At 41.9% G+C, this 22,265-nt stretch carries 18 protein-coding genes; 12 read left to right on the forward strand and 6 right to left on the reverse strand.

Going from position 1 to position 22,265, the window contains the following annotated elements; translation table 11 throughout:
* The first annotated feature begins 22 nt into the window (after positions 1-22).
* On the forward strand, positions 23-1,042 hold the full coding sequence (gene hpnH / locus NPUN_RS26750) for an adenosyl-hopene transferase HpnH (protein ID WP_012411559.1): 1,020 nt from the start codon (positions 23-25) through the stop codon (positions 1,040-1,042).
* A 293-nt stretch (positions 1,043-1,335) separates the two neighbouring features.
* Here hpnH and NPUN_RS26755 read toward each other — a convergent pair whose 3' ends face one another.
* A complete protein-coding gene (locus tag NPUN_RS26755) occupies positions 1,336-1,992 on the reverse strand; it encodes a class I SAM-dependent methyltransferase family protein (RefSeq protein WP_041566436.1) in 657 nt (218 codons plus the stop codon).
* A 687-nt stretch (positions 1,993-2,679) separates the two neighbouring features.
* Here NPUN_RS26755 and NPUN_RS26760 point away from each other — a divergent pair.
* The 7 genes from NPUN_RS26760 to NPUN_RS26790 all read left to right on the forward strand — a co-directional run bounded on the left by NPUN_RS26760 (position 2,680) and on the right by NPUN_RS26790 (position 7,860).
* The gene (locus tag NPUN_RS26760) at positions 2,680-3,201 is read left to right on the forward strand and encodes a phycocyanin subunit beta (RefSeq protein WP_012411561.1); all 522 of its coding nucleotides are present in this window, start codon (positions 2,680-2,682) and stop codon (positions 3,199-3,201) included.
* An 89-nt stretch (positions 3,202-3,290) separates the two neighbouring features.
* Entirely contained in the window at positions 3,291-3,782 is a 492-nt protein-coding gene (gene cpcA / locus NPUN_RS26765) for a phycocyanin subunit alpha (protein WP_012411562.1), read from the forward strand.
* A 163-nt stretch (positions 3,783-3,945) separates the two neighbouring features.
* Positions 3,946-4,758 (forward strand): phycobilisome linker polypeptide, encoded by an 813-nt coding sequence (locus NPUN_RS26770; protein ID WP_012411563.1) that lies wholly within the window; start codon positions 3,946-3,948, stop codon positions 4,756-4,758.
* 156 nt (positions 4,759-4,914) lie between these two features.
* Complete coding sequence (locus NPUN_RS26775) at positions 4,915-5,784, forward strand: phycobilisome linker polypeptide (RefSeq protein WP_012411564.1); 870 nt, start codon at positions 4,915-4,917, stop codon at positions 5,782-5,784.
* A gap of 80 nt (positions 5,785-5,864) precedes the next feature.
* Positions 5,865-6,122 (forward strand): phycobilisome linker polypeptide, encoded by a 258-nt coding sequence (locus tag NPUN_RS26780; protein ID WP_012411565.1) that lies wholly within the window; start codon positions 5,865-5,867, stop codon positions 6,120-6,122.
* Positions 6,122-6,964: a HEAT repeat domain-containing protein gene (locus NPUN_RS26785; protein ID WP_012411566.1), complete on the forward strand. Its 843-nt coding sequence runs from the start codon at positions 6,122-6,124 to the stop codon at positions 6,962-6,964. Before NPUN_RS26780 ends, NPUN_RS26785 begins: the two co-directional genes overlap by 1 nt.
* Before the next feature lie 170 nt (positions 6,965-7,134).
* Entirely contained in the window at positions 7,135-7,860 is a 726-nt protein-coding gene (locus tag NPUN_RS26790; protein ID WP_012411567.1) for a HEAT repeat domain-containing protein, read from the forward strand.
* Positions 7,861-8,071: 211 nt separating this feature from the next.
* On the opposite strand, the gene NPUN_RS26795 is transcribed toward NPUN_RS26790, so the two are convergent.
* Entirely contained in the window at positions 8,072-8,722 is a 651-nt protein-coding gene (locus NPUN_RS26795) for an HD domain-containing protein (RefSeq protein ID WP_012411568.1), read from the reverse strand.
* Between the two features lie 292 nt (positions 8,723-9,014).
* Here NPUN_RS26795 and pruA point away from each other — a divergent pair, with 292 nt between their 5' ends.
* Together pruA and NPUN_RS43640 are read left to right on the forward strand one after the other, a co-directional pair.
* Complete coding sequence (gene pruA, locus NPUN_RS26800) at positions 9,015-11,984, forward strand: L-glutamate gamma-semialdehyde dehydrogenase (RefSeq protein ID WP_012411569.1); 2,970 nt, start codon at positions 9,015-9,017, stop codon at positions 11,982-11,984.
* 268 nt (positions 11,985-12,252) lie between these two features.
* A complete protein-coding gene (locus NPUN_RS43640) occupies positions 12,253-12,399 on the forward strand; it encodes a ribbon-helix-helix domain-containing protein (RefSeq protein WP_041565649.1) in 147 nt (48 codons plus the stop codon).
* A 442-nt stretch (positions 12,400-12,841) separates the two neighbouring features.
* On the opposite strand, the gene NPUN_RS44905 is transcribed toward NPUN_RS43640, so the two are convergent.
* Entirely contained in the window at positions 12,842-13,132 is a 291-nt protein-coding gene (locus tag NPUN_RS44905; RefSeq protein WP_012411571.1) for a hypothetical protein, read from the reverse strand.
* 330 nt (positions 13,133-13,462) lie between these two features.
* On the opposite strand from NPUN_RS44905, the gene NPUN_RS26815 reads away from it, so the two are divergent.
* Positions 13,463-17,008 (forward strand): WD40 domain-containing protein, encoded by a 3,546-nt coding sequence (locus NPUN_RS26815; protein ID WP_012411572.1) that lies wholly within the window; start codon positions 13,463-13,465, stop codon positions 17,006-17,008.
* A gap of 60 nt (positions 17,009-17,068) precedes the next feature.
* Here the strand turns inward: NPUN_RS26815 and NPUN_RS26820 are convergent, their stop codons facing one another.
* The 3 genes from NPUN_RS26820 to NPUN_RS26830 all read right to left on the reverse strand — a co-directional run bounded on the left by NPUN_RS26820 (position 17,069) and on the right by NPUN_RS26830 (position 20,996).
* Entirely contained in the window at positions 17,069-18,043 is a 975-nt protein-coding gene (locus NPUN_RS26820; RefSeq protein ID WP_012411573.1) for an SGNH/GDSL hydrolase family protein, read from the reverse strand.
* A 62-nt stretch (positions 18,044-18,105) separates the two neighbouring features.
* A complete protein-coding gene (locus NPUN_RS26825; RefSeq protein WP_012411574.1) occupies positions 18,106-19,218 on the reverse strand; it encodes a 3-oxoacyl-ACP synthase III family protein in 1,113 nt (370 codons plus the stop codon).
* Between the two features lie 20 nt (positions 19,219-19,238).
* Positions 19,239-20,996 carry a ScyA-related TPP-binding enzyme gene (locus NPUN_RS26830; protein ID WP_012411575.1) on the reverse strand — a complete coding sequence of 586 codons (1,758 nt, stop codon included), beginning with the start codon at positions 20,994-20,996 and terminating at the stop codon, positions 19,239-19,241.
* A gap of 323 nt (positions 20,997-21,319) precedes the next feature.
* Here NPUN_RS26830 and NPUN_RS26835 point away from each other — a divergent pair, with 323 nt between their 5' ends.
* Positions 21,320-22,018, forward strand: a complete 699-nt coding sequence (locus NPUN_RS26835) for a haloacid dehalogenase type II (protein ID WP_012411576.1) — start codon at positions 21,320-21,322, stop codon at positions 22,016-22,018.
* Positions 22,019-22,265: the final 247 nt, after the last annotated feature.

The following is a 22,265-nucleotide window of genomic DNA, read 5'->3' on the forward strand; positions in this document are numbered from 1 at the left end:
TAAAAGAGGAGCGATCGCAACAATGGCAGTTAATATACAACAAGCTATGGATATCGGGAAGTATCTGGTTACTCAGCGTTTGAAAGGACGTAAACGCTTCCCCTTAGTATTGATGTTGGAACCTCTTTTTCGTTGTAATCTAGCCTGTACTGGTTGTGGTAAAATCCAACATCCCAAGGAAATATTAAAGCAAAATCTCACCCCAGAACAGTGCTTTACCGCAGTGGAAGAGTGCGGCGCACCAGTTGTATCAATTCCTGGAGGAGAACCTCTGCTACACCCCCAAATTGATGAAATTGTTCAAGGATTAATTGAGCGCAAGAAATATATTTACTTGTGTACCAATGGTTTGTTGTTAGAAAAGAGCCTGGATAAGTTTCAACCTTCACCTTACCTGACTTTTAGCGTGCATTTAGATGGAATGCGCGAGTTACACGATCATTGTGTAGACCGCCAAGGTGTTTTTGATATTGCCGTCAAAGCTATCCGCGCTGCTAAAGCTAAAGGTTTTCGTGTCACCACTAACACAACTATCTTTGAGGGTACTAAACCCCAAGACATGCAAGAGTTCTTCGACTTTTTGGAAACCCTAAATACTGACGGGATGATGATTTCTCCCGGCTACAGTTACGAGTGGGCACCAGATCAAGATCATTTTCTCCACCGCGAACAAACCCGCACCCTCTTCCGGCAAATTCTGGCTCCCTACAAAGCTGGTGAAAAAAACTGGAACTTCAATCACAATCCACTGTTCTTAGATTTTCTTACTGGTGAAAAGGACTACGAATGCACGCCTTGGGGTAGCCCTAGTTATAGTGTTCTCGGTTGGCAAAAACCTTGTTATCTGCTGAACGAAGGTTATTACTCTACCTTCAAGGAATTACTGGCACAAACTGATTGGAGTCAATACGGACAGAAGAGTGGTAATCCCAAGTGTGCCGATTGCATGGTTCACTGCGGCTACGAACCCACCGCCGCAATGGATGCAATGCAACCGCAAAATATGGCGCGTGCCCTAGGCAGCGTGTTTGGCAGGAATTAATAATCAGGGGAAAAGGGGAAAAGGAACCCCATATTTAAAAACCTTGTTTTTACCCCTATCTTTTTAATCTCTTGCTTCGTTGTCAACCCGCCTTGGAATTTATTCCAAGGCTAATAGCTCAATTCCTTTTAATGATGTAGATATTGATATAGGACTTACAAAAACAATACATAGGTAAAATTAAAGTTCACTCAAGTGGACTTTAACTGTTACAGAAATGTAAGTAATAACAAATATTTAAAAACAGCCCAGCGCTGGATTTTATCAATGTTTTCAATCACTATCCACTTAATTTACCTGGCTTTACTTGGAACACCAGTAAACGCGAAAAACTGTTGTTCTTTGGGTGCAGCTAAACTTTCACCAAGGTAACGATGAATACCTACTCCCATGTCTCCGGTTGCGGTGAGTTTGAAGTTCACTTCTTCAAATCCATATTCACGGAAAAATTTACGCACAGTCTCAGAGTGGGGAATACCGTTAGAGTGTCCACGAGTCCAAATTACAAAAGCACCCTGTTTGCTCAGAAAACTCAGGTTCGCTAGCAAGCGATTTAGTTCAGCTTCATCTGCAAGATTGCCAAATACACCACAGACAATCACAATGTCTGCTGGCACTGCTCCTAAATAATTAGAGGAGAGAGTTGCATCACCATTGATAAACTCAATTTGTTTTGTCAAACCCAAGGATTCTATTGTTTGTTGTCCACGTTCAACTAGGTGTGGATTTAGCTCTACGAGTCGGGCATAAACATCTTTTGCTCGTGGGTGATTTGATAGCGTTCCTAGCAAATCTCGTCCATCGCCCGCGCAAACACTAACTACACGGATTAACCCTGGTTCGGGCAAATTCAAGCTATAGGAAATGTATTCCTGCACAATTTGCAAGCGTTGTTGCAATTTTGGTTCGTTCTTGTAGAGGTCGTGCCATTCAAACCAGTCTTTTACCATATAGATGATTTCCGTTGCCATTAACCACAAGTTTGCAAAATTACAGATATACCTGTATAAATCAAAAAACTACGGCAATTTTATCAAAAAACCGTAGTTTCTATTGAATACAGAGTATCATGAAAAATTCTCCAAAATCAAGTCTTTTTTCTTTATAAAAGTTGAGAGCAGAGACGCGAAGAAATTGCACTTATTACTTTGTATCGATACAATGCAGCCGTAAATATGCTGTGTGCCCTTGGTAGAAGATGCCAAGTAGCAAATACTACAAGAGTTCAAGATGCGATACCTGCGGTGGACTACGCCTACGCATTCTTTAAGGGATTTCCCTGAAAGAAATTTCCAGTATTTTTAGAGTGCTGAGAAGTTAACCTAAATGTAAAGTTATGTAAATGAAATTAACAAACATAACAATAATTTGTAATAAATAATGACGCGGCAGCATTGTATAAAGAGAACTTGGAAGTAAAAAACAACATCTTAATCAGGTTTTCCAGTCGTTCATAGAAGTTTGAAGTTTTTTAACAAAAGTTTTAATCTGAAAGCCTGGAGATCGTAAACTTATTTCGTGGATGTCTGTTTTAAACCTTTCGTAACTCGTCAGGCAGTGCTGACATCAAAAAAAGCTGAACCATTCAGTTTTGAGTCCAATTATTCTTAACCAAGCAAAGTAGGAGATTTAACGCAATGGTTTTAGATGCATTTGCAAAAGTAGTTTCCCAAGCTGATACACGTGGGGAATACCTCTCCGATGCACAATTGGATGCATTGAGTGAACTAGTCAAAGATGGTAACAAGCGTGCAGATGCTGTTAACCGTATTACCAGCAATGCTTCCGCTCTTGTTGCTGCTGCGGCTCGTGATTTGTGGGCAGAACAACCCCAATTGATCACTCCCGGTGGTAATGCTTACACCAGCCGTCGCGCTGCTGCTTGCATCAGAGACTTGGACATCATTCTTCGCTACATCACATACGCAATCTTTGCTGGCGATTCCAGCGTGTTAGACGATCGTGCCCTCAACGGCTTGCGTGAAACCTACTTGGCATTGGGAACCCCAGGAGCTTCAGTTGCTGTTGGTATTCAAAAGCTAAAAGCTGCTTCCCTAGCAATTGTCAACGATACAAACAACATCACCAGAGGCGATTGCAGCGCTTTATCAGCTGAAATTGCTAGCTATTTTGATCGTGCTGCTTCAGCAGTAGCTTAAGGCAAATATTGCTGCTATTGACTGAGATAGTTGTCCATTAGGACAAAACAAAATTTCAACCAAATTTTTGTAAAAGGGAAATACCAAAAATGACAAAAACACCTCTAACTGAAGCAATTGCATCGGCTGACTCTCAAGGTCGTTACCTCAGCAGCACCGAAATTCAAGTTGCTTTTGGTCGCTTCCGTCAAGCTCCAGCTAGCTTACAAGCAGCAAAAGCATTGAGCGCTAATGCTCAACGCTTGACCGAAGGTGCTGCTCAAGCAGTATATAACAAGTTCCCTTACACCACTCAACAACAAGGCCCTAACTTCGCGTCTGATGCACGCGGTAAAGGCAAGTGTGTTCGTGATGTTGGCTACTACTTGCGGATTATCACATACGCTTTAGTTGTTGGTGGTACAGGCCCCTTGGACGATTTCTTGATTTCTGGCTTGGCTGAAATCAACCGGACTTTTGACCTGTCTCCTAGCTGGTACATTGAAGCTCTCAAGTACATCAAAGCTAACCACGGTCTAAGCGGCGACCCAGCTGTTGAAGCAAATTCCTACATCGACTATGTAATCAATACTCTAAGCTAGAGTGTTTTTTTAGCCCGGAGAGGAAATCAGCTCTTATGACAAGTGAGTTCTATGAGTTGCTTACCTCTCCGGGCAGTTTTATTTTCAAAAGACTGTTAAAAAACTAGAAAAAATTTTTCTAAAAAGTTTTCAGTTTTGCAGTAAAAACTGAGGAGGTTTAAAGATGGCAGCTTTGGGACAAGCAGCAAGACTAGGGATTGGAGCATTTGAAAACTCAGCACCTGTAGAACTACGCCCCGATAGAACTGAAGCAGATGTAGCAGTGGTTATCCGGGCAGCTTACCGCCAGGTTTTGGGTAATGCATACCTCCTAGAGGGAGAGCGTCTAGAAAGTGCAGAATCGCTTTTGCAGCAAGGTTTAATCTCGGTTCGGGGATTTGTGCAAGCTATTGCTCAATCGGAACTCTATCGGGACAAGTTTTTTTACTCCAATTCGCAAACTCGGTTTATCGAGTTAAATTATAAGCATTTATTGGGGCGTGCCCCAGAAGATGAGTCAGAGATTTCGTACCATGTTGAGCTTTACAACTCACAAGGTTACGAAGCTGAAATTAATTCCTACATTGACTCATTAGAATATCAAGAAAGTTTTGGCGAAAATATCGTGCCCTACTATCGAGGCTTTAAAAGTCAAGTAGGACAGAAAAATGTTGGATATAGCCGACTGTTCCAACTGTATCGGGGTTATGCGAATAGCGATCGCGCCCAAGGACAAAAACAAGGACGGCTAACCTGGGAAGTTGCTAAAAATCTAGCTTCACCCATTTATCCAGTCTCCGCTGGAGCCTTAACCGGCCTCTCTACAGGTGGTCGTGGGGAAACATATCGCATCAGAGTGCTACAAGCAGCTTCCCCCAACTCAACTGTAGTGCGCCGTGGGACTGCGGAATTAATCGTACCCTACGAGCAACTTTCTAGTAAATTACAGCAGTTGAATCGTAAGGGCAGTAGAGTTATTAGCATTACTGCCGTATAAATAGGGAATCGGCAATTAAGTGAAGAGTTAGGAGTTGGGAGTGAGGAGTAAGGATTTAGAAGTTATGAGTTTGAAATTCCTAACTTAACTATACCCCTACTCTTAACTCCTAACTCCTAATTTTTCCAACTACTAATTACAAAAGGAAAATTACCAATGGCCATTACAACAGCAGCGTCCCGTCTAGGAACGGAACCTTTTAGCGACCAATCTCCTGTAGAATTGCGTCCCAATGCAAGTAAAGAAGATATAGAGAGAGTAATCGCTGCCGTCTATCGTCAGGTGTTGGGCAACAACTATATATTGGCATCTGATCGGCTTACAAGTGCTGAATCTATCCTGCGCGATGGAAAAAATACAGTGCAAGAATTTGTGCGTCAAGTTGCCAAATCAGAACTGTACAAATCCAAGTTTTTCTACGACAATTTCCAAACTCGCGTTATCGAACTGAACTATAAACATTTGTTGGGTCGTGCCCCTTATGATGAGTCTGAAGTGGTCTATCACTTGGACTTGTACCAAAACAAGGGATATGAAGCTGACATCGATTCTTATATTGATTCGCCAGAGTATCAATCTAGCTTTGGTGAAAATATAGTTCCTTACTATCGCGGCTTTAACACCCAAACAGGGCAGAAAACTGTAGGATTCAGCCGGATATTCCAACTTTATCGCGGCTATGCCAGTAGCGATACTTCCCAACTCAAAGGCAAATCCTCCCGCCTTGCAGCCGAACTAGGCCGCAACAGTGCATCTGTTGTTGTTCCTCCATCCGGTGCTTCTTCTGGTTTTTCATACGTTCCTTCCGAAAAAGGTGTTACCCCCAACAGTACTTTTGGTGGTGCAGGAACTTTTGGTAAAGAAGGCAGACTCTACCGAATTGAAGTAGCAGGCGTTTTTGGTGCTGGTTATCCTAGTACACGCCGTGTCAATCAAGCGGTGGTAATACCTTATGAAGAACTATCTAGTTACTTCCAAAGAGTGGTAAAACAAGGTGGTAAAATAGCCAGTGTAAAACCCCTTTAGTGTCATTTGTCAATAGTCAATAGTCATTGATTAATGACTATTGACCAATCAATAAAAATTTTGAAATTTGGAAGTGATTTATGGTTGGACAAATTAGTGGTAGAACTAGTAGTCGTAACTTCCGGTATGAAGTTGTAGGTTTACGCCAAAGCGAAGAAACCGAAAAAACCAACTATCCAATTCGTTCTAGTGCCAGTGTCTTTATCACAGTGCCTGAGAACCGGATGAATCAAGAAATGCAGCGAATTAGTCGCTTGGGCGGTAAAATAGTCAGTATTCAGCCATTAAACCTTGAAACGACAACAAACAGCGAACAAAGCGATCATCCTTCTTCCTAATGAATTCCAGTCCACAGAAATTTGAAGATTTATCAGCGACAGGTGATGTTGATGGTGGATCTTTAACAGTAGAACAAGCGATCGCTAATCTAGAAAGTGAAGATTTAGGTTTGCGATTTTATGCTGCCTGGTGGTTGGGTAGGTTTCGTATAGGTGAACCAGCTGCGGTTACAGGACTGATCAAAGCTTTAGAGGATGAAGCCGACAGAACACCAGAAGGCGGATATCCTCTAAGACGGAACGCAGCTAGAGCCTTGGGAAAACTAGGCGATCGCCAAGCAGTATCACCTTTAATTGCGTGTTTAGACTGCTCAGATTTTTATGTGCGGGAAGCAGCAGCACAATCTTTAGAAATGCTAGGCGATCCGGTTTGTATTCCCGCCCTGATCAAGCTATTAGCAGTAGGTTTACAGGCAGAGCAGCTTGTCTCACAGCAGCCTGATTTATCTCAACCCTATGAGGCCATTTTAGAAGCCTTGGGAACCTTGAGGGCAACTGAGTTTATCCCCTTGGTAAAGCCATTTTTAGAGCATCCAATTGAATTGGTGCAATATGCTGCCGCGCGGGCTATGTATCAATTAACCGAAGAACCAGCTTATGGAGAACGGTTGGTAAAGGCTTTGGCAGGTGAGAGATTGCAATTGCGTCGAGCAGTGTTAGCAGATTTGGGAGCTATTGGATATTTACCCGCAGCAGATGCGATCGCACAGACTCTTGCTGAAAATAGCCTGAAACTCATTTCTCTCAAAGGATTACTAGAACATCAAGTCAATTACGTAACACCAAGCACTTTGTCAGAAGGTGCAATTAAAGTGATTAATTTGATGGACTCGCTATTGTAGTCATAAATTCTAGAGAGTAAGTTCTTATTAATACGTTACAAAAAAATGTTTATTACAGATAAACCCCCAACCCAACTACAAAATAAGGGTTAGGGGGTTTATGTATGATGTCAACTACGGATAACTTACGCTACAATTGGCTGACGGCTAATTACTCATGAAAAATTGTTATGAATAACAGCGATCTTGCCCAAATATTGATCCGTGCTGTACAAGAAGCAGATTCGTCAGAGCGCTTAGTAGACGCAGTTCAAGAGTTAGCAGCAGCAGGTATAGAGGAATCTGTTCCTACTCTAATTGCAGCTTTGGGCTACAACAATCCAGGAGCGGCCGTGGCGGCGGTAGATGGATTGATTGCGATCGGAGAAGCCGCAGTATCGCCACTATTGGAACTAATTGATGACTATAACTATGGTGCTAGAGCTTGGGCACTTCGTGCCTTAGCGGGAATTGGCGATGTCCGGGCGCTGGATACCTTATTTGAGGCAGCAAAAACCGATTTTTCTTTAAGTGTGCGGCGGGCGGCTGCTAGAGGATTAGGCACTTTGCGCTGGCATCAAGTACCTGCTGAGAAACTAGAATCTATTCAGACTGAGGTATTAGAAGCACTATTACTAATTTCTCAAGATCCAGAATGGGTAGTCCGTTATGCAGCAGTGACGAGTTTAGAAACATTAGCCATTGCAATAGCAGTTACTTTACCCGATCAAGCGTCGCGGATTACAAATCAACTACAGCAACTACTCGATACAGATGCCGACCTCGGAGTTCGTACCCGTGTCAAGTTTGCACAGCAGAAAATTCAGCAGCAACAACATCAAGAAGTATTTGCCCCGAAAAGAAAGTTACAAGAGACTGAAGTTGAAGTGCCTCATCGTGGTGGTGGTAGACGTTAAACAATTCAAAATTTCTAGCAGTAGGAGATTCGACTTAGCGGTTACAAACCTCGTGTAGACGAGGTTTTACCCGCTTATGCGGGTTAAAAATAAAGGGTTTAACCTTTGCTAATTTTCTTTTAGCTCAAGTTGCTGGTCTTTGTTTATGTAGCCATGTTCGCCCTTGGTGTGCCGGAGGCATCATTCCATTCACTGCGACCGTGCTGTAAAATTAATCAGACAATAAAGACTGAATTTCTGCCTGGATATTGCCACGGGCAGAGGGTTCGGCGAACTCTAACATTAAAGGCGTAAAATAGATATGCGATCGCTGTAAAAATCGTTCTAAAACTTTCTGACGACCCGTGATATAGTCCTTCTCTGGAAGCCAGCCGTATTCCTGGCAAATAGCATGGGCGTATTCTTCATATTCCACTGAGTTAGCAGCCAAAATCGCTAAATCTGCATCAAGTAAAACTTGGCTATCATAGTCATTCACCGCAGCTTGGTGGTCTTTAGTGTTCAGAATCAGACGGGTGACAGTAATTATGATACTTTCTGGAATACCCAAATTACTCAGCAACTCAAAAGCATAGTCTGCACTTCGTTCTTCATTATCTTGAGCTTCAGTGTCATACACTACATCGTGAAACCAGGCAGCTAGTTGAACAGCAGCTAGGTTATTGGTGTAGCCTTGCAAAATCTGAATTGTGCTGAGGACGCGATCAATGTGTTTAAGTGTATGGTAGTAGCGACCAGGGGTAGAGTAAGCTGCAACCAATTGATTAAAGGCTTTCTCAGCCGCTAACTGGTCAACACCAAGGAGTTGGAGTGTGTGTTGCCAGTTAGAAAATAAAATATCCATAAAGTTTTCTGTAGGCATAGAGTGAGTATACCCATTCTTAGTATTGGAAAAAACAAGTACATCCTGTTAAAACGACAGAGGGAAGATGCAATAAGAGAAAAAGCTGAAAAATTCTTCTCTTATGCCCAATTATCGGTGTTATTCAAAATTCTGCTCGTTAAAAAGCCACTACTTAGAATTCTCTTGCTGTCAGACTTAAATTGCAACTTGGCAAACCATTAGATATGGTGACAGCTAAATGAAAGCGTCAAAATAGAAGACACAGGCTTTGTACAAAAAGCCTTGCCTTGATTAACGGAGTTTATTATCAGTGGTATTACAAGTACAAACAAGCAGCTACGAAGCTAAAACCCAAGAAATTGCTAAACAACTTCTAGCCGCAACGCAGGAAAATCGTTCGTTTTTTTCTTCACTGCGGGATCAAATGCGTTGGGATGATAAATTATTAGCTTGGGCGATGAGTAATCCTGGATTACGGGTGCAACTATTTCGCTTTATAGACACGCTACCTGCTTTGCACAGTAAATCAGAAATTGCCTCACATTTACAAGAATATTTAGGAGATGAATCTGTAGAATTACCGGCAGCTTTGAAGGGAATGCTAAACTTTGCTAACCCTGATTCGATGCCAGGTCAAGTTGCTGCGACAACTGTTGGTACAGCTGTTGAGACTCTTGCTCATAAATATATTTCTGGGGAAAATATTAAACAAGTCATCAAAACAGTTGAACGACTGCGAAAAGAAAAAATGGCTTTCACCATTGATTTACTTGGTGAGGCGGTGATTACCGAAGCCGAAGCGCAGTCTTATCTAGAACGCTATCTAGAATTAATGCAACAATTGGTAGAAGCATCAAAGAATTGGGCAGCTATCCCGGCTATTGATGAGGCTGATGGTGAACCGATACCCAAAGTTCAGGTTTCTGTGAAATTAACGGCGTTTTATTCCCAATTTGACCCTTTAGATGCTAAGGGTAGTGAGGAGCGAGTTAGCGATCGCATTCGGATTCTCTTACGCCGTGCTAAAGAGTTGGGCGCAGCTGTGCATTTTGATATGGAACAGTATGCTTATAAGGACATAACTCTCAGCATTCTGAAAAAACTGTTACTAGAAGAAGAATTTCGGCAACGCACAGATATTGGCATGACAATTCAAGCATATCTGCGTGATAGCGAGCAAGATGCCAAAAACGTAATTTCTTGGTTAAAAGAACGCGGTTATCCGCTGACAATCCGCTTGGTGAAAGGCGCATATTGGGATCAAGAAACTATCAAAGCATCCCAGAAGCATTGGAAACAGCCAGTTTACAACGACAAAGCGGCAACTGATGCTAACTTTGAAACCATTACTCAGTTATTGCTAGAAAATCATCAATATGTGTATTCTGCCATTGGTAGTCATAATGTGCGATCGCACTCTCGCGCCATTGCCATAGCTGAAAGTTTAAATGTCCCCCGCCGTCGCTTTGAATTACAAGTCCTCTACGGTATGGGGGATAAAGTTGCTAAGGCATTGGTTGACAGGGGTTATCGGGTGAGAGTTTACTGTCCCTACGGTGAATTATTGCCGGGAATGGCGTATTTAATTCGCCGATTGTTGGAAAATACCGCTAATAGTTCATTTTTACGCCAAAATCTCGAAAATAGACCAATTGAAGAGCTATTAGCGCCGCCAATTGTCAAAGAAGGAAAATCTTTAACTCCTAACTCTCATTTCCTCGGTGCGGCTGATACCGATTATGCGGTGGAAGAGATAAGAACAAAAGCGGCGCAAGCTTTCCAAAGCGTTCGTCAACAATTGGGTAAAACTTATTTGCCGTTGATTAATGGGGAATATGTTAATACGCCGGAATTTGTTGATTCTCTCAACCCTTCTAATTTCAGTGAAGTAGTTGGTAAAGTAGGCTTAATCAGCGTTGAACAGGCTGAACAGGCGATGCAAGCAGCCAAAGCAGCGTTTCCTGGGTGGAGAAAAACACCTGCGAAACAACGCGCTGATATTTTGCGGAAAGCGGGTGATTTGATGGAACTCCGCCGCGCCGAACTTTCAGCTTGGATAGTTTTGGAAGTTGGAAAACCAGTTAAGGAAGCTGATGGAGAGGTTTCGGAAGCGATAGACTTTTGTCGGTACTACGCTGATGAGATAGAAAGGCTGGATAAAGGTGTTAATTATGACCTTGCCGGGGAAACTAACCGTTATATCTACCATCCACGGGGAATTGTTGTAGTAATTTCTCCCTGGAATTTTCCGCTTGCGATCGCATGTGGAATGACTGTCGCAGCCTTGGTTTCAGGGAATTGTACTCTTCTTAAACCTGCGGAAACATCTTCTGTAATTGCAGCCAAACTCACAGAAATCTTGATAGATGCTGGTTTTCCCAAAGGTGTGTTTCAATACGTGCCAGGCAAGGGTTCGCAAGTCGGCGCTTACTTGGTAAATCATCCAGATACGCATGTAATTGCTTTTACGGGTTCTCAAGAAGTTGGCTGTAGAATTTACGCAGAAGCTGCAATATTAAAACCCGGACAAAAGCACATGAAACGGGTGATTGCTGAAATGGGCGGCAAAAATGCCATCATTGTTGATGAAAGTGCTGATTTAGACCAAGCAGTTGTAGGGGTAGTGCAATCGGCATTTGGTTACAGTGGACAAAAATGTTCTGCGGCTTCCAGGGTGATTGTGCTGGAACCGATTTATGAAGCCTTTGTGCAACGATTGGTAGAAGCGACAAAATCCTTGAACATTGGGGAAGCAGAGTTACCTAGTACCCAAGTTGGGCCTGTGATTGATGCCAATGCCCGCGATCGCATCCAGAAGTATATTGAGATAGGTCGGCAATCAGCTGAGGTAGCCTTGGAATTACCAGCACCCAAACAAGGATATTTTATTGGCCCTGTGATTTTTAGTGAAGTATCGCCAAATGCGGTAATTTCCCAGGAAGAAATTTTTGGCCCTGTGCTGGCGGTAATTCGGGTGAAAGATTTCCAGGAAGCGTTAGCAGTCGCCAACGGGACAAATTACGCCTTAACTGGTGGACTTTATTCTCGAACACCTTCGCACATTCAGCAGGCGCAGACAGAATTTGAAGTTGGGAATTTGTACATTAACCGCAATATTACCGGAGCGATCGTTGGGCGGCAACCCTTTGGTGGATTCAAACTTTCTGGAGTCGGTTCTAAAGCAGGCGGTCCTGATTACCTACTGCAATTCCTAGAACCACGCGCGGTAACAGAAAATATTCAGCGCCAAGGTTTTGCACCAATTGAAGGTGCAGATTAAACTACAAAAGTAGTTAGGGTATATATTCCCAGAGGTTTGAGTTAAAGCTTAATCTTCCCTAACCATCCTAGAACTTACGCAAACAATAGCCGAAAAGAAAAATTTTCAGGTAGAGGCAATTCATGAATTGCCCCTACAACGTCCAATTTTGCGTAAGTTCTCCATCCTTAAAAAGGTATGCCAGCACATCCCAAATTTAGGTTACTTTCCATCTGGAAAGGTAAAATCAGGGTTTGAAGCTATGATTACACGATTTATCTGTTTTAGCATGAACAAAAAATGGGCGGTCAAGCGAATCACTATAAACCTGGCATCAAATGAAGCCAAGAATCTTGAAAAGTATTGTCAACAGACAGGCAGACCAGCAACGGATGTGATTAGAGAACTCATTCGAGCCTTGCCACAGACGAAATAAAAGTAGATTTGCGAACCATTTCACCTTGGTTGATTTTCAAGATATAAACAGTAGAATTTGGATAATTTTTGGTGAGGATTGAGAGGGAGGTAAAAACTGAGTAAAGGCGTGCTACGCTCGTCGTAAACGATCGCAGCACGCCAGAAAGAAGATGACGTAACTATTATTTAGTTGCAAAATCAGGGCTGAGAGACTCTTTATACGGTTCGGCGACTATTTTTATTCTGTCGTCACTTCTATCAAAGAATAATTTCTAACCCTTGTTTTTTAGTATTTTCGCAACAAACAACAGTAAAGAAAGTAGCAAATATCCAGTTGGAAGTGTCTAATTTTATAATTACCGCTCTTGAATTACTCTTATCAGAGTAAACTGAAAAGCTTTGTCCAAATCTACAACACCTTCTACTTTAGTTATGATTTTTCTGGACTGGGACTTGACAGGTCAAGGTAAGGCTTCAATCAGTTCACGAATCACGTCTATTGCTGGTTTGCCTGTTTGTTCACAATACTTTTCAAGGTTCTGAGCTTCATCTAATGTCAAGCTTAAGGTAATTCGCTTAAGCGCCTTTTTCTTGCTAGAAGTTGCCAAATGGGGAAATTTAAGTGCAGCAGTTTTATTCATTGATTGATAGGCTAGATATATACAAACTTTCCTTATCAAGCTTGCCAATTCAGAAGCGTCTTTACCAGTGAAAATCAAGATTTTAAGATTGAACTTAAGCTTTAAGCCCAAAATAAATTACTGAAAATCGAAGGTATAAAACACTAGCATTATACGTAATGAATCAACTATTGCAGTTGGTGCAAGAAACTTTGGGCTGAAGACCTTGTATCAACAATGACCCACAGACCAGATTTTCTGTTAAGTAAGCGGTGTTGAATTACGAAAACGATTAGATTGCCAAAGGTGGCTTACATTAGTAAACATTTTTGACATACAACTATTTTAAATCCTCTGCAACATCAGATTATTCTTTTGTGATAACTATCACCTCATATCTATAGCAACCTAGTAGATAATTCTTTTGAGTTAAATAGCGATTACCCAAACGTGAGTTAATACATGACTTTACAGAATTGGAGACGAAAGCGTGGCGTTGCACTTACTACCAAGGGTTTACAAAAAATTAAGGCAGCAAAGCATCAGTCAGAAGCAAAAGAAAATTTTGGAAACAGGTATACTCTTGAAGAAATGAGTGCCCGCTCTGGGTTATATTCCGCTACCATCTCGAAAGTCTTGAATCGGGAAGGAGGGGTTGATAAACAGACTATTGAAAAGCTTTTTTCAGCTTTCAATTTAAAAATAGATAAAAATGACTATTTAAGCTCAATTAATCGTCTAGATTGGGGAGAAGCTATCTTTAACTCAGCTTTTTATGGACGTACAGAAGAACTTACTACCCTAGAAGAATGGATTCTCAATGAACACTGTCGATTGGTCTCACTATTAGGAATAGGAGGTATTGGGAAAACCACGCTGTCTATAAAGCTTGCTCAACAGATTCAGGACAACTTCGAGTATGTGATCTGGCGATCGCTACGAGAAGCCCCACCGATTACAATTATTCTCAGTAACCTGATTCAATTTCTATCTGACGAACAAGAAACAGAAAGCAATTTACCAGAAAACTTCAGCGATAAGGTATCAAGACTCCTCTATTATTTGCAAAATCATCGCTGTTTGGTGATTCTTGATAATGCAGAATCAATTCTCCGCAGTGGCAGCCGCGCCGGACTTTACCGAGAAGGATATGAGGAATATGGTGAGCTTTTTAGACGAATAGGAGAAGCAACTCACCAAAGCTGTTTAATACTGACTAGTCGTGAAAAACCGAAAGAAGTAGCATTACTCGAAGGACAAGCAATACCTGTTCGCTCATTACCATTAAGTGGTTTGAAGATAGCAGAAGGGCAAGAAATCTTAAAACTCAAAGGGCTATCTGCGGTAGAGGATGAATGGAAAGTAATGATTGAGCGCTATGGAGGCAATCCCTTAGCCCTAAAGATAGTTGCTACAACTATTAAAGATATTTTTGGTGGTAATGTCACTGAATTTTTGCAACAAGACACGGCTGTTTTTGGCGACATTCGTGATGTTTTAGAGCAGCAGTTTGAGCGCTTGTCAGATTTAGAAAAGGATATTATGTACTGGCTAGCGATTAATCGTGAGTCGGTTACACTCTCAGAATTGCGAGAGGATATTATATCACCAGTTGCACAATCAAAATTACTAGAGGCTGTAGAATCTTTAGGAAGGCGATCGCTAATCGAGAAAGCTACGCCTACGCTAATTGGAAAAACTGGATTACTTTTTACCCTCCAGCCTGTGGTCATGGAGTATGTGACTAGTAGCTTGATAGAGCAGGTATGTGAAGAGATTCTCACTCAGAATATTTATTTATTCAGGAGTAAAGCTCTAACAAAAGCGACAGCAAAAGAATATGTTAGGGATACTCAAATTCGCTTTATCATCAAACCAGTTATAGATGGGCTGCTTACTGCCTTTAGAAGTAAAAAAAACTTAGAAAATCACTTAGCTCAAATTTTAACAACGCTACGAGAGATATCTCCTCTAGAACAAAGTTATACAGCAGGAAATGTCTTTAACTTGCTTTATCATTTAGAAACGGATCTCAGTAGTTATGATTTTTCTTATCTAACTATTTGGCAAGCCGACTTGCAGCATATAAAGTTGCATAATGTAAATTTTGCTTATGCTCATCTAGCTAAATGTGTTTTTATTGAAACCTTTGGTGGTATTTTTTCGGTAGCTTTTAGTCCGAATGGTAAACTTTTAGCTACTGGTGATACCAATGGAGAAATTCGCTTGTACGAAGTTGCTAATAGTCAGCAACTTATGACTTGTAAAGGTCATACTGGTTGGGTTTGGTCAGTCACATTTAGTCCCGACGGTCAGGTTCTTGCCAGTGGTAGTAATGATCAAACAATAAAACTGTGGGATATCAGTAATGGTCAGTGTCTAAAAACTTTGGAGGGCCATAGTGGTGGGGTTCGTTCGGTCACTTTTAACCCTGACAGTCAGCTTCTTGCTAGTGGCAGTGATGACCAAACGGTGAAGCTGTGGAATATCAGTACAGGCAAATGTTTGAAAACGTTACAGGAAAATGGTTGTAGTATATGGTCTGTTGCCTTTAATCCAAAAGGTGATGTGTTGGCAAGTGGAAATGATGACTATAAAGTAAGGCTGTGGGATATTAACAGCAATTCATGTATTCACACTTTAGAAGGTCACACTCAACGGGTATACTCAGTCTGTTTCAGCCCAGACGGTAATACAATAGCAAGCGCCAGCCATGATCAAACAGTTAAACTTTGGGACACAAGTACTGGTAAATATATTAAAACTTTGCAGGGGCATACAGACTTGGTACATTCAGTTACTTTCAGCGTAGATGGTAGCGCTCTTGTTAGTTGCGGTGATGACCAAACAGTTAGGGTATGGGATTTCGTAAGTGGTCAATGCCTTAAAACTCTACAAGGACACAAAAGTAGGGTATGGTCGTTAGCAATATGTATAAATCAAAATATTTGTGCTAGTAGCAGTGACGATCAAACGGTAAAATTATGGAATATGAGCACTGGTCGATGCATTAAGACTTTCCAGGGTTACAACAATGGGATATGGTCAGTTGCTGTCAGCCCAACTGATAATAATATTCTTGCCAGTGGTAGTAATGACCAAACAGTGACACTGTGGGATATTACGGCTGGTAAGTGTATCAAAACTTTACGAGAACATGGTAGGAGAGTTACATCAGTTGGCTTTAGCCCTGATGCTCACTTGCTTGCTAGTGGTAGCGAAGACCAAACTGTAAGGTTATGGGATCTAAGTACTAGTAAATGCCTTAAAATATTGAAAGGACATAGTAATCGAGTTACATCAGTTACTTTTAGTGCCGACAGCTATTTTTTGGCTAGTGGTAGCGATGACCAAACAATAAGAATATGGGATATTACCACTGGTCAATGCCTCAATGCTTTACGAGAACATAGTGGTAGAACATGGTCAGTCACCTTCAGTCCTGACAGTCATGTATTAGCTAGTGGTAGTCACGATCAAACAGTGAAACTTTGGGATGTTCGTACTGGTAGGTGCCTTCATACTTTACAAGGCCATACCGAGTGGGTTTGGGGAGTTGCCTTTAGCCCAAATGGTGGTATGCTAGCTAGCGGTAGCGGAGACCAAACGATTAAACTCTGGGATGTCAGCACTGGTCAGTGTATTAGAACTTTGCAAGACCATACAAATACTGTATATTCGGTCGCTTTTAGTTCGGATGGTCGTATACTGGCGAGTGGTAGTGGAGACCAAACAGTTAAGCTTTGGGATGTTAACACAGGTAGCTGTTTAAGAACTTTATTAGGACATACTAGATGGGTTTGGTCAGTCACTTTTCGTTCTGACGATCAGACTGTGGTCAGTTGTAGTGAAGATGAGACAATTAAGATTTGGGATGTACAAACAGGTGAATGTTTGAAAACTTTGAAAAGTAAAAATCCTTATGAGGGAATGAATATCACTAGCATAAGTGGCTTAACTGAGTCTCAGAAGGATACTTTAAAAGCTCTAGGAGCAGTTGAGTATTAAAGGAGACTTCATATTAGAGTCATAATATAAAGTTAAGCCAGCTTGGGAACAAGTGCTAATTCAATTAGTTATTTTGCGTTTCAATAGCGAAACTGCACCTAAAATGCTGTATGCTAGGATTCCTAATCCAGCAGATGCTTCTGGTACTGGCTGAAGCGCTGAGAAGGCTAATTCTCCAATTAGCTTATGAGCAGTAGTTGTAGGATGCACTTCATCCCAAAACAAAAATTCTTCAGGGTTACAAAAAACTTGTTGTGTGGGAACATCTATAGGCACTACTGATAAGTCTTTGCTAATGCAAGAGTTAGTAACGTTTGTAAAATCGAATTCCTCTGGAGCAGCAACGATCCTATCAAATAGAGAATTAACATTCAGTTCTATAATGTTGATATCAGGACTTAATTGTTGACTCAAAGTTTTGAGTTCTGTATTCAAGCTAGAGTTATGTTCGCTGCTAAATGTGCTAAATAAGTTGGAACGTTCACTGGTGAAATTTGCAAAAGGTGATTTTCCCAAATCTGGTAAGTTGACGACCATGATATCTTTAGCGCCATCAGCAACAAGTGATGTCAACGCTGTTGATAAATTTGCCACTGTATTGCTAGGATTTGGCTCCCCATCGAAAAAGTAACTTAGGTAGTCATTAGTTCCAGCCCAAATAATATATAGAGCATTAGGATCGGCAGTTTCTGCTGCTACAAAGTTATTTATCTGTTGCTGTAATCCTGGTAAAGTAGCTAAACCAATATTCTCAATTCCTGTAGTCGCACCACCAAAAGCAAAGTTATTTTTCAGGTTTGATGTTAATCCTAGATCGGAGGCAAGATAATCAACCCAATTTGGGCCATTAGAAAAATGCCCATCATAGTATGTTGGACTTGGGGGAATAATTCCATTAGTGGCATTAAATACATTACCAATATCAGATAAACTGTCTCCAAAGACATAAATATTGTCATAATCTTTTGCTAATACTTTGATTGGAAATATCAAAGATACCAGCAAAAATGCTGTTGTTATAATTTGTCTTTGCACAGTTAATTCCTTAATCTAATTTAAAACTTGTAAAGATGGCCTGAGAAAAATATCGCTTCTTTCTAGAAAACTGTTTTTGCTAATTTAGAACTTTCAAGAGGATGAAGGGCTAACGCCACATTACCCCAGCGCATTACACTTGCAGAGGCAACACCTGCTGCACCAGAACCATAAATGAGAACTAAGTCATTTTCGTGAATCTTACCCAAATGTGCAGCATGATAGAGATTTGCCACAGTCAGTACTGGCCCTATATTTGCATATAGAGGGTAGAGATCGATCGTGCGCTCTGGGTTAATATTTAGTAGCCGCGTGCAGAAGCGTGTCATCCAAGCAGTAGGGGTATTGAAAAGAAAAAAGTCGATTTGCTCTAACGTTACACCAGCAGATGCGATCGCACCCTCACAACATATAGAAAGAAACTCCGCAGCCGTTTCTCGTAGAGCCTTCGCACCGTTACCAGTCTGCATACGGACTCGTGAATTTCCTTGTTCATCCTTTGTCAGTTCAGCAGATACGACCTCACACAGCGCACCTGTATGAACTGTCTTAGTACCAAGAATACCCTGATTTCCTTCCATTGAACTGACTACAAAAGCTCCAGCACCATCACCAAGAAACCAAGACACAGTATCTTGCTCGTCAAAAACGCGAGAATACGAACATGAAATAACTACCAGTACATTGCGATACTCTCCCGCTCGCACCAAAGCAGAGGCTGTTTGAAGTACAACTGGCGTACTCCCACAGGTTCCATCAAGATTCCATGCAGCACCTACAAGACCGAGTTTACGGGCGAGAAAGGCGGCATTGCCAAATCCAATTTGTTCAGGCCAAACTGAGGCCACAATCATCAAATCAATATCATTAATAGAAAGTTTGGCTGCATTCAGGGCATCTGTTGCCGCGCAATACTCCAAGGTTAAGGAGGACTCCTCATGACTCAGCACCCAGCGCTCAATAGTACCGCGAAAGGGATCTGAGAGATAAGGCAACATTTCCATATCAAACTCGTTAGCTGGAGGGGTTCCAGTCAGCGAAAACATCCTTGCCAATCCTTTTTGTTCAGCCTGAGCTATTAGCTCAGGGTACTTTTCTACGTAATAATTATTGGTACGTCTAATAGTTGGAAAACTTAGTGCAATTGAGCGAATACCGACTGGGGAATGCACCATATAAAAAATTTTCTCTTATCTTAATAGTTGGTAGCGCCCTGGGAAATTAGGCTTTGATTGCGATTATGAGTCGGTGCTATTTGGGTGGGATCTATGATTACATCAACCACAAATGGGTCAGTTGCTGCGATCGCTTTTTCCAACGCCGTCTGGATCTCGTACTCTGTTTCAACGCGGATACCATCAGCTCCCATACCCTGAGCAATCTTGACAAAATCCACTTGGGGAATCGTTGCATCCACATCCTTGAAACCCACATACGTCATCCCCTGTTCGCACATATTGTAACGCCCGTCGTTGAGTACAATCCAGACGGCAGGAATTTGGTAGGCTACCGCAGTGTTTACCTCGTTGTTCATGAGCATAGCACCATCTCCAACAATGGCGACGGCTTTACCTCGACGTGCTAGCGCAGCGCCAACGATACCAGTACAAGTATGACCCATAGCCGAGAACCCTGTGCTGGCGCGAAAACGTCCCGGTTTTGCAAATTGCAAGAAGTTAATTGCCCAAGCAAATGAGTTTCCACCCTCAGCCAACACCAATGCATCACTTCCTTCAACGATTACCTGTTGAATCCCATTCATCAATATATTCGGTAGAACTAGATTGCTAGTGCATGGATGAACTACATTATGTATCGGTCTCGGTAGTGACAGGGCTGTTGACAAACTAAGACTCTCTGGAAAGTATTTCAACACAGCTTTTACAAAAAGTCTCACATCGGAGTGGATGGCTAAAGTCTCAACAGATGGATATGCACTTCCTGGAACTTTGGGGTCGATGTCAACATGCAAAAAGCTTTGCTTGGGAATCATCTCAGGGTTCCAGAAGGAGGTAAATTCGCCAAGACGTGTTCCTAGTACTAGGATGTGCCTTGGAACTTGCTCCCTCATGTACCTGAAAACAGAATCATGCCCACCAAAGCCGGTAACGCCTACAAACTGAGGATGATCTTCAGGAAAAATACCCTTAGCTCGTGGTGAACACATTACGGCAGCCCCTGTTCTCTCAGCAAGCTGGCGAATCTCTTTTGCAGCACCCCGCGCCCCAAAGCCCACCCAAATGGCAAACGGCCCCTCAGATAGTAACCGAACACATTTTGCGATTGTTTCTTCACTTGCTGTTCCCATGGACTGAGACAGAGTTACTCGTGGCAAAGATGTATTTACTGAAGTTGTCTGGATGTTTGCCGGAATGCTGATATGAGCTACAAATCCTCCTGGTTGTCCTAGACCAAGAGCAATCCTTCGAGCAACTTCTGAAAGTTCATCGCTGGATTCGAGGGTTGTCGCATAATGGAATATTGTCCCCGAAGTAAAAAGACCTGCACTAGGCATGGTGTAAGTGCTAGTTTCTTGACAAGCCCACCGACCGCGCTGTGGGGAAGAGGTCGAAGCTGACACGAAAATTACCTTAGCTCCCTCCCAACGGGCAGCCAACAGCCCTGTTAAGGCATTGGTGATCCCCGGCCCTGTAGTAGTGAATACCACAACCGGGCGATCGCTAGCAAAGTAAGCCTCAATTGCTGCAAAAGCTGCTCCAGCTTCGTGGCGAAAGTGCAGCACCTGGATGGAACTTTGATGTAATGCAGCCCACACTGGGGCGATCGCACCTCCCGAAACACCAAAGGCATACTCTACTCCCATATCTCCTAGCATTTTAACCACTGTCTCTGCTACCGAAGAAGGTCTAGATAGCTTGCTATGAGATTGCTGTCCAGTAGAGTTCAATTGTTCAGTGGTATTCGCTTGTGTATCCTGATATTTAACATGCATACAAACTATAACTTAGGAATAATTTCCTCTCTGAAGTAACATTATCCCACACGCTAAACTTAGCAATATCAATTTTTTGGATAAAAACCATCCAATTTTGCTTATCACTGATTTCGTAACGCAGTTAGTAAGCATAAAACGACCCTCATAATTCACTTTGCCAACTTTTGGCAGCCGATAAGCTGATATAAGAGATTTTTAGAGACTTCAAGAACAGTGGATGTGGTGATGCCTACGACGGGCTGCGCCAACGCAGATGGCATCTACCCATCTTTTGGTTTGTGAAAACTGAACACTATTAATCAAAGCTGGAGTATAAAAAGATGATTAACTTCAAACAGTATAAAGCTTTAACTTTCGATTGTTATGGAACCCTGATTGATTGGGAGAACGGCATTTTAGGAGCGCTTAAGCCACTTTTGCTGGCACACAACACTGATTTAGATGACGATCAAATTCTGGAACTTTTTGCTGAATTTGAAGCAGAACTGGAGAAGGGTGATTATATCAAATATCGGGAAGTTTTGAAGACAGTAGTCGATAAATTTGGCGAACAATTTGGCTTTGAGCCAACTGTCAAGGAACTAAATTCAATTGCTGATTCGATTCAGCATTGGCTACCTTTCCCCGATACAGTAGAGGCACTTAAAATGCTCAAGCAAAAGTTTCGGCTGGTAATTATCTCCAATGTAGATGACGATCTCTTTTCTTTTTCTGCAAAACACTTGGAGGTGGAATTTGACCAGATAATCACAGCAGAACAAGCAAAAAGTTACAAACCCTCTTTAAACAACTTTAAACTGGCTATTGAGAGAGTTGATTTGCCGCTAGAGCAGATATTACATGTTGCTGCTAGTGTATATCACGATATTGTGACAGCCAAATCTATGGGACTATCAACAGTTTGGGTAAACCGTCGAGCAGATAAACAAGGAGTCAACATCACAGGAGCGGCAGTACGTCAACCTGACTTAGAAGTGCCCGATTTAAAGACTCTCGCTGCTTTGTGTTCACAGAAATAATACTGAGAAATAAGTGCTGAGTGCCCAGCACTATTTCGACAAGGATCTGTTGTTACAAAACGAAATAGGGATTGCAACATAGATTGATTCTGCTTTACTCTGGAAAAACTAACTATGCTAGTTTTACGGCATGTTCGACCTCCTTTTGAGGGCGATACGCAAGGCACGAGTAAATCTCGTAGCAACGCTCTCCTTCTGGCTCTCCAGGATCAGCGCCCTGCCGATAAACTTGTTCAATAAAACACTT

Source organism: Nostoc punctiforme PCC 73102, from assembly GCF_000020025.1.
In the GTDB taxonomy this organism is placed as follows: Bacteria; Cyanobacteriota; Cyanobacteriia; order Cyanobacteriales; family Nostocaceae; genus Nostoc; species Nostoc punctiforme.

Bases quoted from the DNA above. Each gene is read 5' to 3' on its own strand.
- cpcA (WP_012411562.1), top strand. From the start codon at position 3,291: ATGACAAAAACACCTCTAACTGAAGCAATTGCATCGGCTGACTCTCAA.
- NPUN_RS26785 (WP_012411566.1), top strand. From the start codon at position 6,122: ATGAATTCCAGTCCACAGAAATTTGAAGATTTATCAGCGACAGGTGAT.
- NPUN_RS43640 (WP_041565649.1), top strand. From the start codon at position 12,253: ATGAACAAAAAATGGGCGGTCAAGCGAATCACTATAAACCTGGCATCA.
- NPUN_RS26815 (WP_012411572.1), top strand. From the start codon at position 13,463: ATGACTTTACAGAATTGGAGACGAAAGCGTGGCGTTGCACTTACTACC.
- NPUN_RS26755 (WP_041566436.1), bottom strand. From the start codon at position 1,992: ATGGTAAAAGACTGGTTTGAATGGCACGACCTCTACAAGAACGAACCA.
- hpnH (WP_012411559.1), top strand. From the start codon at position 23: ATGGCAGTTAATATACAACAAGCTATGGATATCGGGAAGTATCTGGTT.
- NPUN_RS26760 (WP_012411561.1), top strand. From the start codon at position 2,680: ATGGTTTTAGATGCATTTGCAAAAGTAGTTTCCCAAGCTGATACACGT.
- NPUN_RS26825 (WP_012411574.1), bottom strand. From the start codon at position 19,218: ATGGTGCATTCCCCAGTCGGTATTCGCTCAATTGCACTAAGTTTTCCA.
- NPUN_RS26780 (WP_012411565.1), top strand. From the start codon at position 5,865: ATGGTTGGACAAATTAGTGGTAGAACTAGTAGTCGTAACTTCCGGTAT.
- NPUN_RS26795 (WP_012411568.1), bottom strand. From the start codon at position 8,722: ATGCCTACAGAAAACTTTATGGATATTTTATTTTCTAACTGGCAACAC.
- NPUN_RS26835 (WP_012411576.1), top strand. From the start codon at position 21,320: ATGATTAACTTCAAACAGTATAAAGCTTTAACTTTCGATTGTTATGGA.
- NPUN_RS26790 (WP_012411567.1), top strand. From the start codon at position 7,135: ATGAATAACAGCGATCTTGCCCAAATATTGATCCGTGCTGTACAAGAA.
- NPUN_RS26770 (WP_012411563.1), top strand. From the start codon at position 3,946: ATGGCAGCTTTGGGACAAGCAGCAAGACTAGGGATTGGAGCATTTGAA.
- NPUN_RS26830 (WP_012411575.1), bottom strand. From the start codon at position 20,996: ATGCATGTTAAATATCAGGATACACAAGCGAATACCACTGAACAATTG.
- NPUN_RS26775 (WP_012411564.1), top strand. From the start codon at position 4,915: ATGGCCATTACAACAGCAGCGTCCCGTCTAGGAACGGAACCTTTTAGC.